Source organism: Streptomyces sp. KM273126 (assembly GCF_004337435.2).
GTDB lineage: Bacteria > Actinomycetota > Actinomycetes > Streptomycetales > Streptomycetaceae > Streptomyces > Streptomyces acidicola.
Map to the genome: position 1 here is coordinate 2,269,512 of NZ_SJXB02000001.1, position 15,942 is coordinate 2,285,453.

The 15,942-nt window shown below is 73.8% G+C and carries 6 protein-coding genes and 1 pseudogene; 2 read left to right on the forward strand and 5 right to left on the reverse strand.

Features of this window, described 5'->3' with window-relative positions:
• Nucleotides 1-8: 8 nt before the first annotated feature.
• A pseudogene (locus E0500_RS09820) lies at nt 9-9,743 on the reverse strand (amino acid adenylation domain-containing protein); the annotation flags it as partial.
• 275 nt (nt 9,744-10,018) lie between these two features.
• On the opposite strand from E0500_RS09820, the gene E0500_RS09825 reads away from it, so the two are divergent.
• Together E0500_RS09825 and E0500_RS09830 are read left to right on the forward strand one after the other, a co-directional pair.
• Nucleotides 10,019-10,864 (forward strand): PP2C family protein-serine/threonine phosphatase, encoded by an 846-nt coding sequence (locus tag E0500_RS09825; protein ID WP_131564131.1) that lies wholly within the window; start codon nt 10,019-10,021, stop codon nt 10,862-10,864.
• A 56-nt stretch (nt 10,865-10,920) separates the two neighbouring features.
• Nucleotides 10,921-11,901, forward strand: a complete 981-nt coding sequence (locus tag E0500_RS09830) for an MASE1 domain-containing protein (RefSeq protein ID WP_131564134.1) — start codon at nt 10,921-10,923, stop codon at nt 11,899-11,901.
• A gap of 129 nt (nt 11,902-12,030) precedes the next feature.
• Here E0500_RS09830 and E0500_RS09835 read toward each other — a convergent pair whose 3' ends face one another.
• The 4 genes from E0500_RS09835 to E0500_RS09850 all read right to left on the reverse strand — a co-directional run bounded on the left by E0500_RS09835 (nt 12,031) and on the right by E0500_RS09850 (nt 15,916).
• Nucleotides 12,031-13,290, reverse strand: a complete 1,260-nt coding sequence (locus E0500_RS09835; protein WP_309505216.1) for a diacylglycerol kinase family protein — start codon at nt 13,288-13,290, stop codon at nt 12,031-12,033.
• A 109-nt stretch (nt 13,291-13,399) separates the two neighbouring features.
• Nucleotides 13,400-13,861 carry a hypothetical protein gene (locus E0500_RS09840; RefSeq protein WP_131564130.1) on the reverse strand — a complete coding sequence of 154 codons (462 nt, stop codon included), beginning with the start codon at nt 13,859-13,861 and terminating at the stop codon, nt 13,400-13,402.
• A gap of 39 nt (nt 13,862-13,900) precedes the next feature.
• Nucleotides 13,901-14,386, reverse strand: a complete 486-nt coding sequence (locus E0500_RS09845) for an SHOCT domain-containing protein (RefSeq protein ID WP_131564129.1) — start codon at nt 14,384-14,386, stop codon at nt 13,901-13,903.
• A 165-nt stretch (nt 14,387-14,551) separates the two neighbouring features.
• Nucleotides 14,552-15,916: a hypothetical protein gene (locus tag E0500_RS09850; RefSeq protein ID WP_131564128.1), complete on the reverse strand. Its 1,365-nt coding sequence runs from the start codon at nt 15,914-15,916 to the stop codon at nt 14,552-14,554.
• Between the last annotated feature and the right edge of the window lie 26 nt (nt 15,917-15,942).

The following is a 15,942-nucleotide window of genomic DNA, read 5'->3' on the forward strand; positions in this document are numbered from 1 at the left end:
GCCGCTGCCAAGGCGCTCAGCGTGCGGTGCGTGTAGATGGCGGTCGGGCGTGGCAGGGCGGGGCGCGCGGTGCGCAGGCGGGCGAACAGCTCCAGCACCGTCATGGAGTCGCCGCCGAGCGTGAAGAAGTCGTCCTCCTGGAAGACCCCCGGCACCTCCAGCACCTCGCACCACACGCCCGCGACCAGGCGTTCGGTGGGGGTCGCGGGCGGGGTCCCGCGCCGGGGTGTGGGATCCGCGTCGGCCGTCGTAGTCGTAGTCGTGTCGTCCGGCCGCGCCAGCCGGTTGCGGTCGATCTTGCCCGTGCCGGTCAGCGGGAGCGCCGGGACGGAGTGGACGCGGGCGGGCACCATGTACGGGGGCAGCACGCCGGACAGGAAGGTACGCACCTCGCGGGCGTCGGGCTCGTCCGCGCCGGCCCGGGGCTCGACGTACGCCACGAGACGCCCGTCCCGCAGCAGTACGGCCGCGCGAGCCACGCCCGGGTGGGTGAGCAGGGCGGCCTCGACCTCGCCGAGCTCCACCCGGTGGCCGCGGACCTTGACCTGGTCGTCCAGTCGTCCCAGGAACTCCAGCACGCCGTCGGTGCCGCGGCGGACACGGTCGCCGCTGCGGTACCAACGGCGGCCGTCCCGCTCGGTGAAGGCCGCCGCGGTGAGTTCGGGGTCGCCCAGGTAGCCGGGGGTCAGGCCGGTTCCGGTGATGAGGAGTTCACCGGCCTCCCCCGGGCCGCAGGGGCGGCCGTCCTCGTCCACGACGGCCAGTTCGGTTCCGGCGATCGGCCGGCCGATGGGCAGGTGCCGTACGTCGTCGGCGGGGCGGGTGGTGATGATGTGACAGGTGGCGTTGATGGTGGCTTCGGTGGGGCCGTAGAGGTTGGAGATCCGGTGACCGGAGCCGCGGTTGCCGGAGCCACGGTCGCCTGCGGCGTCGAGCAGGTCGAACCAGCGCCGTACGTGCGCGGCGGGCAGTGCCTCGCCTCCGACGTGGACCCAGCGCAGCGCGGACAGGTCCGGGACCGGGCCGCCTTCCCGGACGCGGTTCTCGGCCGCGGTCAGCAGCCCCTCCCACAGCGTCGGCACCGAACTCCACACCGTGATCCGGTCCTCCACGACGCGGTCCAAGAGCGCCTCGGGGTCACGCAGCAGGTCCCGGGTGAGGGTGTGCACCGTGGCTCCGGCGAGGAGCGGCGCCAGCAACTGGCGTACGGAGGCGTCGAAGCAGATCGACGCGGTCTGTACGAGCCGGTCGCCCGGGGCGTAGCCGAAGGTGGACAGCGCCCAGTCGAGGTAGGCGGTCATGGACCGGTGGGTCACCGGGACGGCCTTGGGGCGGCCCGTCGAGCCGGACGTGAAGATCACGTACGCGGTGGAGTCGGGACTGGCGGTGGGCTGCCCGCCCGGTGCGGGGTCCGGCACGGTGTCGGGCGCGGGCGGGGCCGGTGACGGGGCGTCGGTGGCGACCAGCGTGACGTCGCCCGGTACGGCGGCAGCGGCGGCGCGGGTCGTCGCGTCGCACACCAGCACACGGACTCCCGTACGGCTCACCTGGTCCCGGTGCCGGGCGGCGGGATGGGTGGCGTCCAGGGGGACCCAACCGGCGCCCGACCGCAGGATGCCGATGACGCCGGTGACGGTGTCCGCGCCCGGTTCGGTGAGCAGTCCGACCAGGTCGCCTGGCCGTACGCCGTGGGCGCGCAGACGGGCCGCGAGGGCGGCGGAGGACTCGTCGAGGGCCGCGTAGGTGAGGGTGGTGCGTCCGGTGTCGACCGCGACGGCCTCGGGCGTGGCACGCAGCCGCGCGCACAGCCGGTCCACGATCCCGCCGCCGGCGTCCTCGTCCGCCGTCACATCCACCGAATCCCGTGCTGCTGTCTGGGGTTCCTCGACGGTGGCGCGCAGTTCGTCGACGTACGCGTCGGCGAGGCGGCGAACGGTCTCGGGGCGGAACAGGTGGGCGGGGTGGTTCCACGACAGGCGCAGGCTCGCGTCGGCCTCCCAGCACAGCAGTCCGAGCCGGGTGGCGGCGGTGGCGGTGGCCGCGGCCGTCGGCGTCACGGTGACCGGCCAGTCGGCGCCGTGGACCACGGGGAAGCGGGCGAAGCTGAACCCCGCCTCGGCGGCCGTGCGCGGCGCGGGGCCGGGGCCCCGGCCGGCGGTGGACAGCAGCCGTGCGATGTCGGGGCTGCTCAGGGTCGCGTGGGCCTCGGCCTCCCGCCAGATCCGCCGCAGTCGTTCGGCCAGTACGGTTACGGGTTCGTCGGGGTCGACGGTCACGAACACCGGCAGGGTGTCGGCCAGCGGACCCACCAGACGGTCGATGCCGGGGAGCGGCAGTTCGCGGCGGGACCGCGCCACATTGACGGCAACCGCCCGCTGTCCGCTCCACCGCGCCAGGCAACGGCCGTACACCGCCAGCAGCAGGTGGAACAGGGAGACCCCGTGCCGGGCGGCGACCTCGCGGAGCGCGGCCGTCAGGGTTTCGTCGACGACGGTGCGGTGGTGGGCGAGCGGCGGGGCGGGCGGCGCCTCGGGATCGCCGTCGTACGGCAGGGCCGGTGCCGCCGCGCCGACGGCGACGACTGCGGCGTGCTCGGCGAGGCGGTCTCGCCAGTACTCCTGGTCCCGTGCGTGTGCGGGGGACTGCCGCTCGGCGGTGACGGCCGCCGCGTAGTCGGCGAACTGCGCTTGCGGGGACGGGAGTTCGGGTGCGCTGTCGTCGCCCCGGGCGAGTGCTGTGTAGAGCGCCCACAGCTCCTCGCCGAGCACCTTGAGGCTGAAGCCGTCCGCGGCGGCGTGGTGGACGACCAGGAGCAGATGGGAGAGGTGCGGGTGCTCGCGTACGAGGACGGCTCGTACGGGGTCCTGGGAGGTCAGGTCGAACGGGCGGTTGCACAGGGTCTGTTCGAGCTCGGCCGGCTCGTAAGGCTGATGCGTGGCCGGTTCCCTCACCTCGTACCAGCTGGGTGCGGCATCGACGGGCGCGGCGGGTACCGCGTACTGGCGTGGCCGGGTGTCGCCGTCCCGGGTGATCCGCAGGCGCAGCATGGGGTGGCGGGCGGAGAGGCGGGCCAGGGCCCGGCCGAGGAGCTCGCTGTCGAGGGGGCCGCTGATGCTCTGGCGGACGTAGCCGTAGGCGGTGACGCCCTCGTGGAGCGCCTCGGTGGTGTGGAAGGCGAGTTGCAGCGGGGTGAGGAGGTCGGGGAGGCCGTCGTCTGCCGGGGACTCGTAACCGGAGTAACCGGAGAAACCGGAGACGGTCGGGGTCGGCTGGGGCCCGGTGGCCAGGTGGGCGGCCAGTTCGCCGAGCGTGCGGTACTCGAAGAGCAGGGTGGCCGGCAGCGTCCGGCCGAGCTCCCTCTCCAGACGGCGCGCGAGGTCCACGGCGGTGAGGGAGTCCAGCCCGAGCGTGAGGAACTGCTCGTCGTCGCCGATGTCCTCCGGGGCGCGGTGCAGGGCATCGGCCAGGAGGTGGCGTACGAGGTCGGCGACGTGGGACGGGTCTCCCTCGGGCCGGGGGGCGGGGCGAGCGGATGTCCGGTCCGTGGTGTCGCGGGTACCGGTCGCTGGGGTGCCGGTGGGTGCGGGTCCGGCCGTCGGGTCCGCTGTGCCCGTCACCAGTACATGGGCCGCGTCCACGCCGATCGCCGCGTACAGGCCCGCCAGCGCGGCGCGTGCGGTCATGGGCGCGAGCCCCCGGGCCCGCACACCGTTCGCCATGGCACCCGCCGTACCACTTGCCGTACCACTTGCCATACCGCTCGCCAGCCCCGTGTCGGCGACAGGGCCGAAACCGATCGCCTGCCACGGTCGGCCCGCCGCCCGCTCGGCGGCGGCGAAGGCGTCGAGGAAGGCGCCCGCGGCCGCGTAGTCGCCGAGTGCGCCGGCCAGGCCGGGCAGTACGGACGAGACGGAGGAGAAGGCGACGCACACGGCGTCGTCGTGGCCGTGGCGGCGCAGCGCCCCGGCGAGCAGCGCGGTGCCTCGCACCTTCGCGGCGAGAACGTCCTCGATCTCCGCGTCAGGCTTGCCGCGCAGGCTGCCGGGGCGGGCCGTACCCGCGGCGTGGAACACCCCGTCCAGGGGCGGCAGACCGGCGACGAGCGCGTCGACGGCTGCCTCGTCGCAGACGTCGACCGCGTGGTAGCGGGCCCGTGCGCCCCGCGCCCGCAGCTCGGCGAGCAGGTCCCGGGGCGGTGTGGCGGTGCGCCCGGTGAGGACGATGTCCGGCGAGCCCCTCTCCGCGAGATCGCGGGCCAGCGCGGACCCGAGCCCGCCCGCGCCCCCCGTGATCAGGTACGTGCCGTCCGGGGGCAAGACCTTCGCGGTCGTGCCGCCCGCGTCGGCGCTCACGGCGACGGGCGTACGGGTCAGCCGGCGGCCCGCCCGCCAGGCGACCGTACCCCCGGCGCCGGGTACGTCCTGGGCGTACAACTCGCGTTCGAGCACGTCGAGCCGGGAGTCGAGCGCGTCCCGCGAGGACAGGTCGATGCTGCGTGAGGACAGGCCCGGGTGCTCCTCGGGCAGGGCGAGGGCGAAGCCGTGCAGCAGTGCGTGCTCGGGGCGCGACCGTTCCGGCTGGACGCCGGTGGTGTGTACGTCCTCGGTGACCAGCAGCAGCCGGGCGGGACCTGTGCCGAGCAGGGGCATCACCTCGCGCAGCTCGGCGATGGCCGAGCGCGTCGCGGGGTCCGTGGCGGCATCGGCGAGCCACACCACGGTGTCCGGGGCGGTCGGCCCCGAGGCGTCGTGCTGGCCCAGCACGGTCACTCCGCGCCGGGTGAGCCGGTCGGCGAGAGCCCGCCCGAGCGCGCTGTCGGCACCGGCCAGCCGTACGGCACGGGGGCCGGGGGCTGCGGTGAGCGGGGCGTCGCTCCAGACGAGGCGTTGCGGTACCGGCGTGCCGCTGGGAACTGGTACCGGTGTACCGCCGGGAGCCGATGCCGATGCCGATGCCGATGCCGGTGCCGGTGCCGGTGCCGGTGTTGGTGTGCCGCTGGGAGCCGGGACCGGGCCGGGCTGCCGCCCCGGCCAGTGGTGGCCGCGCTGGAACGGGTACGTGGGCACGGGCACCCGCCGCCGCCCCGCGCCCTCGATGGGCAGAGCCGTCGGGGACAGGGCCGTCCCCCGCGTCCACAGCCGCCCCACCGTCTCCAGCAACGCCCCCGCCCCGGACCTCTGGTCGCCCAGCGCGGGCAGGACCGCCACCTCCGAGGCGGCCGTGGTGTGCCGTGAGGCGGCTGCGACCGTGCGGACAGGGCCGCAGAGGGAGTCACCGGAGCCGAGTTCGACGTAAGTGTCGTACCCCTCGTCGAGCAGTCGGGCGACGGCGGCGCCGAACCGCACCGGCCGGATCGCGTGCTCGTGCCAGTACTGGGGTGTCAGCGCGGGGCTCCACTGACCGGTGACGGTGCTCAGCATCGGTGTGCCCGCCGTCCCCGCCGGGTGGAGCGTCAGCGTCTTGGCCGCGTTGCGCAGGGGTTCGAGGACCGGTTCCAGCATCGGTGAGTGGAAGGCGTGCGAGACGCGGAGGCGGCGCGCGGCCACACCGCGGGCCGTCAGTTCCGCCACCGCCCGGTCGACGGCGTCCTCCTCGCCCGCCAGCACGACCTGCGCGGGTGAGTTGACGGCGGCCAGGCACAGTGCCCCGTCGGACGCGGCGATCACGGCGGCGACGGTGTCCTCGTCACCCCGCACGGCCGCCATGGCCCCCGGTGCGGCGAGCTCGCCCACCAGGCGCCCTCGTTCGGCGGCGAACCCCACCGCCTCGGCCAGGGTCAGCGTGCCGGAGACGCACGCGGCGGTGATCTCGCCGACGCTGTGGCCCACGACCGCGTCGGCCCGCACACCCCAGGCGGCCAGTTGCCCGGCCAGCCCTACGCCGAACGCGACCAGCAGCGGCTGGGTCACCTCCGTCCTCGCCAGCGCGGCGGAGTCGGCGTCCTCGTCCAGGCACCAGGCGGCCAGGGAGCGGCCGAGGACCGGCCCGGTGAGCGAGGACGCCTCGTCCAGGACCTCGCGGAACACCGGAGCCGACCCGTACAGGGCCCGGCCCTGACCGGGGCGGAGCGCGCCCTGGCCCGGCAGCAGAAAGACGGTACGCGGCCGGGGGCGCGCGACGGCACCCTCGTCGCGAGCGGCTTCGAGGCGGTCCGCGAGGTCGCCGTCGGCGACCAGGGCGAGGCGGTACCGGCCCTCGTCGCGGGCGGTGTTGACGGTGGCGCAGACGTCGCCCTCGTCCAGTTCGGGGTGGGCCCGCAGATGGGCGGCCAGGTCGCCGGCGGCGGCGCGCAGCGCTTCTCCGGTGCGGGCCGACAGCGTCAGCAGGTGCGGGCCGTGAGCGGTGACGGAGGGCGGCTCGTGTTGCTCGGGGCGGCGGCTCGGTGCCTCCTCCAGGACGGCGTGCGCGTTGGTGCCGCCGAAGCCGAAGGCGTTCACCCCCGCCACCAGCGGGCGGCCCTCGTCGTGCCACTCCTGGTGCTCGGTGACGAGCGCGAACCCGGGTGCGACGCGTTCGAGGAACGGCGCGGGCGGGGTGCTGTGCGGGGAGGGCGGGAGCTGCCGGTGGGCCAGCGCGAGGACGACCTTGACCAGGGCGGGCATACCGGCGGCGTTGAGCAGGTGCCCCAGGTTCGCCTTGACCGAGCCGAGCCGCCGCACCGCCCCGTCGGCACGGGGCGGGAACGCGTGCCCGAGCGACTGCGCCTCGACGGGGTCGCCGACGGGGGTGCCCGTGCCGTGCGCCTCGACGTAGGACACGGCGGCCGGATCGACGCCGCACTCGCGGTAGGCGCGGGTCAGGACCTCGCGCTGGCCGTGCGGGTTGGGGGCGAGCAGGCTCAGCGAGCGCCCGTCGTTGTTCACCGCCGTACCGCGTACGAGCGCGAGTACTGGATCACCGGCGTCCAGGGCGTCGTCCAGGCGGGCGAGGACGAGGGTCGCGCCGCCTTCTCCGGGGACGAACCCGTCGGCGTCGGCGCCGAACGCACGGCACCGGCCGGTCGGGGACAGCGCACCCGTTGCTTCGAGCAGCCGGTGGCCGGTCGGCGTCAGGCCCAGGTTGACGCCACCGACCACGGCGAGGTCGCACTCGCCGGACAGCAGGCTCTGCCGGGCCAGGTGCAGGGCGACCAGTGCCGAGGAGCACGCCGTGTCGACCGCGAGAGCCGGGCCGTTCAGGTCCAGTGCTTGCGAGAGACGGGCGGCGAGCAGGTTGGGCAGGTTGCCGGTGAGGGCGGCGGGGTGGCGGGCGAGGTCGCCGTCCGCGGCTTCGGCCAGGACCTCGCGGTAGCCGCTCTCACCGGCGGCCACGAACACGCCGATCCTGCGGCCGGTCCGCCGGGGGCCCGCGTACCCGGCGCGTTCCAGCGCCTCGTGGGCCAGTTCCAGGAAGATCCGCGCCTGTGGGTCGGTCGCGCGTGCCTCCGTGTCGTCCATGCCGAAGAAGACGGCGTCGAAGGCGGCCGGGTCCGGGTCGGTGAGGAAGGAGCCGAAGCGGGCGTCCGGCGCGGGTGCGCCTGTCCAGCGGCCCTCGGGTACGTCACCGACGGTGTCGCCTCCGGAGACGAGGAGCTCCCAGAACGCCTGGGGGGTCGCGGCACTGGGGAAACGGCAGGCGGTCGCGAGTACGGCGAGGGCACCAGCGGGGTGGGGCGCATCGCCGGTTGCTTCACCGCGTTCACCGCGTTCACCGCGTTCGGTGCCTTGCGTGCCCTCTGTGCCCTCTGTGCCCTCTGTGCCTTCACTCGTATCCGTGAGCAGACCGATCACATGCCCGGCCAGCGCCGCCACGGTGTCGTGGTCCCGTAGGACACGAGGCTCCACGGTGACGGAGAAGGTGTCCTCCAGCCCGGCGAGCACGGCCATCGCCCTGAGCGAGGAGCCACCCAGGTCGAAGAACCGTTCGTGCAGCCCGATCTCCGCCTCGGGCCGCTCCAGGACCTGCGCCCAGACCTTCCGCACCGACTCCTGGACGTCACGCAGCGACCGAGGCGAGCCCGCCACTGCCGGAGCCGCGACAGAAGCCGAAGCCGGACCCGAAGCCGGACCCGGAGCCGGAACGTCCGCCCAGCGGCCCTCGACGGTGGCGTACGCACCGGACTCGAAGCGCGTACGCATGACGCCCCGGCGCAGCTTCCCGCTGGTGGTACGGGGAAACGCCCCCGGCGGCAGCGGCAGCACCCGCACGTCGTCGTGCCCGAGCGCCTCCCGCAGCCGGGCCGCGGCGGCCCGCAGCACCGGCCCGGCCGTGCCCAGCGGCGGACGCGCCCACTGCACGAACGCGACGACCCGTTCGCTCCCGCTGTCCGGGACGGTGGACCCCACCACGGCCACCGCCCCCGGCGGCAGCCCCGGCGTCGCGGCGACGGCCTGCTCCAGGTCCGGCGCATGGAACGTACGGCCGTTGACGAAGACCACGTCCTTGTGGCGCCCGGTCACGCACAGCCGCCCGGCCCGCAGGAACCCGAGATCCCCGGTGCGCAGCCAGCCGTCCTCGGTGAACGTGGCGGCGCTCGCCTCGGGCGCCCGGTGGTAGCCGCGTCCCACCTGGGGTCCACGTACCTCCACGTGCCCCACACGCAGGTCGTCCAGCGGTCCTCCGGAACCGCCGGAACCGTCGGTGATCCGTACCTCGCAGCCCTTCACGGGACGGCCGACGTCCATCAACTCCACGGCGTGCGGCCCCGGTCCGGTCTCCACGGCGCGGCCCCTGCTGAGTGCGGCACGGTCCAGTACGAGCGGTTCGGCGATCTCCCCCAGGGGCGGGACGGTCACGGCGAGCGTGGCCTCGGCCAGTCCGTACACCGGCAGCGGGGCGCGGGCGTCCAGCCCGGCCGGGGACGTACGGGCCGTGAACTCCCGCCAGACGCGCGGCGCGATGGGCTCGGCGCCGACGAGCATGAGCCGAACGCAGCTCAGGTCGAGGCCGGCCAGGGCGCTGGGCGGCACACGTCGTACGGCGAGGGCGAGGGCGAAGTTGGCCGCGGAAAGGACGGTCGCGCGGTGCCGTGCCACGGCCTCGAACCACAGGGCGGGACGCTTGGCGAAGGACAGCGGCTCCAGCCGCACCTGCTTCAGGCGGGCCGCCATGGGCACCAGATGCGTGCCGATCAGGCCCATGTCGTGGAAGTACGGCATCCAGGTCGCGGTCACGTCGTCGCCGGTCAGCGCGGTCGCGGTCCGTATCTGGCGGAGGTTGGCGAGGACGCCCGCGTGGGTCAGCTCCACGCCCTTGGGTGAGCCGGTGCTTCCCGAGGAGAACTGCAGGAACGCGATGTCCCGGGGTGCTGGCCGCGGCAGTCGCAGGGGCCGACGGCCCTCGCGGAGTTCGTCCAGGTGCAACGCCCGTACCGTGCCCCGGATTTCTCCGGCCAGGGGTGCGGTGGCCCCGTCCACGACCAGGGGCGGCCTGCCGAGGAGTTCCCACACCGGTGCCACCCGGTGCGCCTCGGGGGCGAGCGGCACGGGGACGGCGCCCGCCGCCAGCGCGCCCCAGAACATGGGCTGGAAGTCCTCTCCCCGGTCGGCGACCAGGGGCAGCGGGGTTCCCGGCTCCACGCCCGCGGCGACCAGCCCGCCCGCGACGCGCAGTGCCTCGTCCCGGAGCCCGGCGAAGGTGACGGTGCGCTCGCTGCCGTCCCCCCGGACGTGGACGACGGTCTGACCCGGGGCTTCCCGCGCCGCGTCGAGCAGCACCTCCAGAAGTGCCGTCGCGCCGTTCGAACCCTCGCTTGTGCTGATCACTGTTCGAACCTACAAGTTCGCCTGGTGCCAACGGTGTTGCGAGGGCCCGACGGACTCGTCACGGTTTCGTGTGCTCGCGCGGCACCCGGGTGCTCCGACCGCCCTGGGCGGCCCTGGGTCGCCTTGGACCGCCTTGGACCGCCCTGGACCGAGGGCCCGGCCTTCGGCCCGATCTCCGGGCCGATCCCGGCAGGCGTCGGGTCTCTGTTGGTAACGTGAAATGGTGAAATATAGCCCATATGGTGCAACTCCGACAGTATCCGGAGTGTGATGCCATGCCCGCTCACCGCCGCACCACGTCGTCCAGTGGCACCGGAGAGCTGCTGCACACGCTCGGGGATCTCACCGGACGGATACTGGAGCGGATCAAGTTCCAGCAGGCCCGCGTCGAGCTCGCCGCCGCGTTGCAGCGCCAGGTCCTCGCCGCCGAGCTGCCGGTGCTGGCCGGCCTGCAGGTGGCGGGGCGGTACGCGCCCGCGCGGGCAGGGCTGGACATCGGCGGTGACTGGTACGACGGGTTCCTCATGCCGGACGGCTCCGTCGGGTTCGCCATCGGGGACGTACAGGGCCACGACGTGGAGGCCGCGGCTCTCATGGGGCAGGTGCGCACCTGTCTGCGCGCCGTCGCGACCGCCACCACGGACCCGGCGGAGGTGCTGGGGCGCACCAACGACCTGCTCGTCGCCATGAACTCCGGGCTGTTCGTGACCTGCTCGTTCCTGCGCTTCGACCCGGTCACCCTCGAACTGGCCGACGCCCGCGCCGGGCACGTACCCGCCGTCTGGGCCACGGCCGACGGCCACTGTGACATCGTCCTGAACGACGGCGGTCTGCCCCTGGGCATCGTCGCCGGCGAGCGGTACCCGTCGACCCGCCGGCTGCTGACCGACGTGGGCGCGTACGTGCTGTTCACCGACGGAGTGGTGGAGGGCCCCGGCTACCCCATCGATGAAGGGCTCGCGCAGGTGGCGGATCTGGCCCTCGGCGCCTGTGGCGCCGACCCGGACGAGCTGGCCGCACGGGTGATCAAGGTGGCGGACCTCACCGGCCACAGCGACGACGCCGCGGTCCTCGTCCTGCGTTACGGGGGGCTCCGGCAGCGGCGGGAGGGCGAGGTGTGAGCGACGACCGGGCGCGTCGGGAGCGGCTGCGGGAGTACCGCGCCGTGGGCCTGCGGATGGCTGCCGTGGTGGCCGCCTACTACGTCTGCGCCCGGATCGGGCTCCAGCAGGAACTGGTGCGGGGGCAGGTCACGCCGCTCTGGCCGCCCACCGGGATCGCTCTCGTCGCCCTGATGCTGTGGGGCCTGCGCATGTGGCCGGCCATCGCTCTCGGGGCGTTTCTGGTGAACGTGGCGCTCGGGCCGTGGATCGTCCCCGTGCTCCTCATCGCGGCCGGCAACACGATCGCCCCCGTCTGCGCCTACCTCCTCCTGCGGCGCGTGGGCTTCCGGACCGAACTCGACCGGCTGCAGGACGCCCTGGCGCTGGTCTTCCTCGGCGCCCTGGGCGGGATGGTGATCAGCGCGACGGTCGGCGCCGGCGTCCTCGTGGCCTTCGGCGCGCTGTCGCCCGGCGCGTTCTGGCCGACCTGGTCGGTGTGGTGGACGGGCGACGCGATGGGGGTCCTGGTCATCGCCCCGCTGCTGCTGGTCGCACGCCGCGCCAGATGGCCACGCGGCGTCCCCGTGCTCCGCTGGGCCGAGGCCGTGGCCCTGCTGGTCGGCACGGCGGCGGTCACCGTGGTGGCCACCCGCACCTCGGTCAACCTTCTCTTCCTCGTCGTCCCCTTCCTGATCTGGGCGGCGTTCCGCTTCCAGCTGGCCGGCGCCGCGCCCTGTGTGCTGATCGCCTCTGGGATCGCCATCTACGCGGGGGCCGTCGGGTCGGGTCCGTTCGCCGGTCATGACCTCCTCTCGAAGATGGTCGTCCTGCAGGCCTTCAACGGCACCGTGTCCCTGACGGCCCTGCTGCTCTCGGCGATCGTCACCGAACGGAAGCGCACATTCCGGGAGATCGAGCAGGTCTGCGAGCGTCTGACGGAAGCGCTGTCCCGGCTCGCACCGGACGAGAAGTTCGAGCTGCCGTACGGGACGCCGGAGCCGTGGCCGCCGCCCCGGCCGGAAGGCCGCGATCAGCGCAGACAGCGCCGCCGTTGAGCACCTTGGGGCATCTTGGGGCATCTTGAGGAACCTTGAGATGCCTTGAGATGCCTTGAGGTGGCTTGAGATGGCTTGAGGCGCCGGGCCACTTTCTTCTTCGCATTCTTTTTCTTCGCAGCACCGTGCTCAGCGCGGACGCCCCAGTGCCAGTCGTGCCACGCGCGGCCAGTCGGCGGGCTCTGCGCCCGCCCGTGGTGTGCGGCGGCGGTGGCGCGGGACGCGGACCCGGAGGGCGCCGGGTGCGCTGTGGCACCGTACGGGTGCGGGCAGTACGGCGTGCTCGCCGTCGATGCCGACCGGGAGGGTGGCCGTGTCCGCCTCCACGACGACGTCCGGGGCGCTGGCCCGGACGAGTCCCGCGGCGCGCGGGCCGCGCACCATGCCGGCCGCCTGGGCGGTGTCGGCGACCCGTACGCACACCACGCCGAGCAGCCCCGAGTCCAGCCGGGCCCGGCGCCCCGGACGGGCCGCGTCGACGGCACGCCCGTAGGGGTTGTTGCTGACGAGCAGCGCCTGGAGCCCCTCGGCCCGCGTCGGCCCGGCCCGCATCCGCAGCGTGGGCGCGTCCTCGCCGGTGAGGAGGCCGGGGAGGGTCCCCAGGACCGTGTGGCGCTTGGCGTCGCGGTACGCGGGGTCGGCGACGACGGACGCGTACGTGCCGAACGAGGCGTTGTTGACGAAGACGCGGTCCCCGGCGTACCCGAGGTCGACGCGGAGTTCGACGCCACCGGTCAGGGCCTCCAGGGCCGCCGCCGGATCGTCGCGGTCGAGGCCGAGATCGAGGGCGAAGTGGTTGCGGGTGCCGACGGGGATCACGGCGAAGGGCAGGTCGTGACGTGCCGCGACCTCGGCCACCAGCGCCTGGGTGCCGTCACCGCCCGCCACCGCGAGGAGGTCGGCTCCCTCGGCGACGGCCTGCCGGGCCAGTCCGGCGACGTCCTGGTGCCGTGGGCCCTCCAGCAGGACCACCCGGGCGCCCGCCGCCCGGGCCTTCTCCGCCAGGTGGAAGCGCTCCACCTTGCCGCCGCCGGAGCGTGGGTTCATCAGGACCCAGGGGTGACGGGGCGCCTCGTCCACGGCCCGTTCCGCGGTGGTGTGCGCGGGTGCCAGGGCCGTACGCGCCGCGGCGACGGCCAGCACCCACAGGGCCAGGGCCACGCAGGCCGGCCACAGCATGCCGTACGCGGCGTACAGGGCGAGGACGGCGAGCGGCGCCGCCACCGACAGGGTCAGTCCGAGGGCCCGGACCACACCGGTGTGCGCCAGGGTCCACCACACCCCGACGGCGGCGAGCGCCAGTCCGGCGATGCCGGCCAGCGCCCACAGCACGCTCCGCAGCCCGGCGACGACGAGCGGCACCAGCACGCTGCCCGTCAGGGTGAGCACGGCGAGGCGAGCCCGGCCGACGCCGGTCCCGTGTGCTGCCGCGAGCCCTCCCGCACCTGGTCCGCTCGCGTCCCCGCCGTGTCGTGCCACCTGTTCCACCGGGACGGCCTCACACGTGGTGCGGTGCGCGCTCGTGCCGTTCGGCCTCGTACCGTGCGGCTTCCTCGCGGCGCCCGCTCACGCACAGGGCCCAGATGACCCAGCCGGTGAGCGCCATCATCACGAGCGACCAGACCGGGTAGTACGGCAGGGCCAGGAAGTCGGTGATGAAGATGAACGAGGCGATGATCACGCCGGTGATGCGTGCCCACGTCGCGTTCGCGAGCAGTCCGAAGCTGACGAGCACGGCGACTATGCCCAGGGAGAGGTGGAGCCATCCCCAGCCGGTCAGGTCGAACCTGAAGGCGTAGTTGTTCGTCGTGACGAAGATGGTGTTGTGGGCGATTCCCATGATGCCCTGGAAGATGGAGAGCACGCCGCCGATCATGAGCATCACGGCTGCGAAGATCGTCCCGCCGCTGGCCCAGGTCTGCTTCGTCGTGTGCGCTTGCCGGGTGTGTGTCGCTGTCATCTCGGTTCCTCGTTTCGTGTCGTCCGGCACGCTCGGCGATCAGTGACCGGAGGTTGACGGGGAGGTTGAGGTGGAGCCGCCGGCACCGGGGCGCTCCGCCGGGCCGTGGCCTGCCAGGACCAGTTCCTTCGCCCTGCGGAACTCCTCGTCCGTGATGTCACCGCGGGCGCGGATCTCGGACAGCCTGGTGAGTTCGTCGACGCTGCTGGGCGCGCCCTTGGAGCCCGCGGTCTCCCTGATGTAGCTGTCGAAGGCCTCCTGCTGCGCACGCGCCTGCGCCATCTCCCGGCGGCCCATGTTCCTGCCCCGGGCGATCACGTAGACGAAGACGCCCAGGAAGGGCAGTACGACGACGAACACCAGCCAGCCGGCCTTCGCCCAGCCGCCGAGTCCGTCGTCACGGAAGATGTCGAGGACGATGCGGAAGAGCAGGACGAACCAGAGGATCCACAGGAAGAACCAGAGGATGGCCCAGAAGGCGCCAAGCAGTGGAAAGTCATACGCCAGATAGGTCTGCGCGCTCATGTTCGTTCTCCGTCCCCGGGTGCTCGGGCGCTCACCCGGCAGCCGTTTGTGCCGACTTCAGCGTGACCGCGGCAAGGACCGGGCGGCCTCACCCGATGCGGGTGATCGTGCGGCGCCCTTCCGGGGCTCCGGAACCATGACGCACCGCGCCGGGGATTCGGGGATTCATGGGGTGGCCGCCTGGTCCTCCTGCCCGGCGGCCGGGCCCGCGGCGGCCGGGCCCGTGGCTGCCGCGAGGATCGCCAGGAGGATCAGCACGGCCAGGACGATGCCGATGACGAGCGCCAGCGCGCCGACCGTGGGCTCGTTCCAGAGCAGCAGCGCGAGGACTCCCGCCGCGATGACGACACCCGTGGTCCACTTCCGGTGGTCTCCCAGCCAGCGCCCCACCGGGCCGGTCCGTGCTCCGGTGCGGGTCAGCGCCCGGCCGGTGGCGGTCGTGCCCCGGTCCGCGGTGCGGCGGACGGCGGAGGCGGCCCGTCCGGGGCCGAACATGTACGCGGACAGCGCCGTGATCACGGAGACGACCAGGAGGGTGCGCGTGGTGTCGCGCAGGAAGCGGACAAACGTGTCGTAGATCGTCGCGGCCGCGTCGGGGGGCAGCTCCGCGGACGGGACCGAGTCCAGGTAGAACTGTCTGGCGACGGCCAGCGCGACGAGCAGCACCACCATCATCACGGCGACACCCGTGGCCGTGACCACCAGCATCGCCCGGTGGCCCGGCGCGGTCCACACGGCGAGCGCGGCGAGCACGACGGTCGCGACGGGCAGCCAGACGCCGACGACGTCCAGGGCGCGGAACGCGTCCTGCGCCTTGCTCAGCTCCTTGACGTGGAACAGCGTGATCGTCCGGTCGGGAGCCGGGATGGCGGAGGCCTTCTCGAAGCCCGCGTCGACGAGGCGCTGCTTCACCTTGTCCACGACCTGTCCCACGTTCAGCTGGATGGTGTTGCCCTGGGCCTGTATGACGCCCTTGTTCTCGCCGGTGAGCACGTTCACCACGGCGGCGTGCGCCCGCCGGTTGGCGCCCACCCACGCCTTCTTGAACGTGTCGCTGGTGATCACGCGGGTCACGACGCGGTCGATGGCGCCCTTGACCGTGTCGTGCAGTGGGCCTGAGAGGGCATCGGCCGCCGCCACGACGCGGGGCGGCGCCCCGGCGTTCTTGAGGCTGCGGCTGAGTGCGTTCGTCACCGCCTTGACGTCGATGTTGTCCATGACGCGGTTGGTGAGCCGGTTGATCACGACGTTCTGCACATCAGGTTCGGACGCCAGCGGCGCGACGGTCTCCACGTATCTGTCGGTGTTGGTGACCGTTTCCTGGAGCCAGGACGATACGACGGCGAGCGGGGAGAGCAGCAGGGCGAGCAGCAGGAGGATCGTGGCGCCGACCTGGCGTGTCCGCCGGTGGCGCACTTTCGCGGCACGGCGCAGCCGCTCGTACTCCGCGTGCTCCGCGGCGGTCAGGGCGTGGCGGTCGGAGCCGGCTCCGCCGGAGTCCGGCGAAGCCGGGGACGCGGACGGGGCCATGGGCGCTCCCCTCGTCGTGTATGCCG

Excerpts from the sequence above, each read along its gene's own strand:
- E0500_RS09825 (WP_131564131.1), top strand. The coding sequence starts at position 10,019 with ATGCCCGCTCACCGCCGCACCACGTCGTCCAGTGGCACCGGAGAGCTG.
- E0500_RS09830 (WP_131564134.1), top strand. The coding sequence starts at position 10,921 with ATGGCTGCCGTGGTGGCCGCCTACTACGTCTGCGCCCGGATCGGGCTC.
- E0500_RS09840 (WP_131564130.1), bottom strand. The coding sequence starts at position 13,861 with ATGACAGCGACACACACCCGGCAAGCGCACACGACGAAGCAGACCTGG.
- E0500_RS09845 (WP_131564129.1), bottom strand. The coding sequence starts at position 14,386 with ATGAGCGCGCAGACCTATCTGGCGTATGACTTTCCACTGCTTGGCGCC.
- E0500_RS09850 (WP_131564128.1), bottom strand. The coding sequence starts at position 15,916 with ATGGCCCCGTCCGCGTCCCCGGCTTCGCCGGACTCCGGCGGAGCCGGC.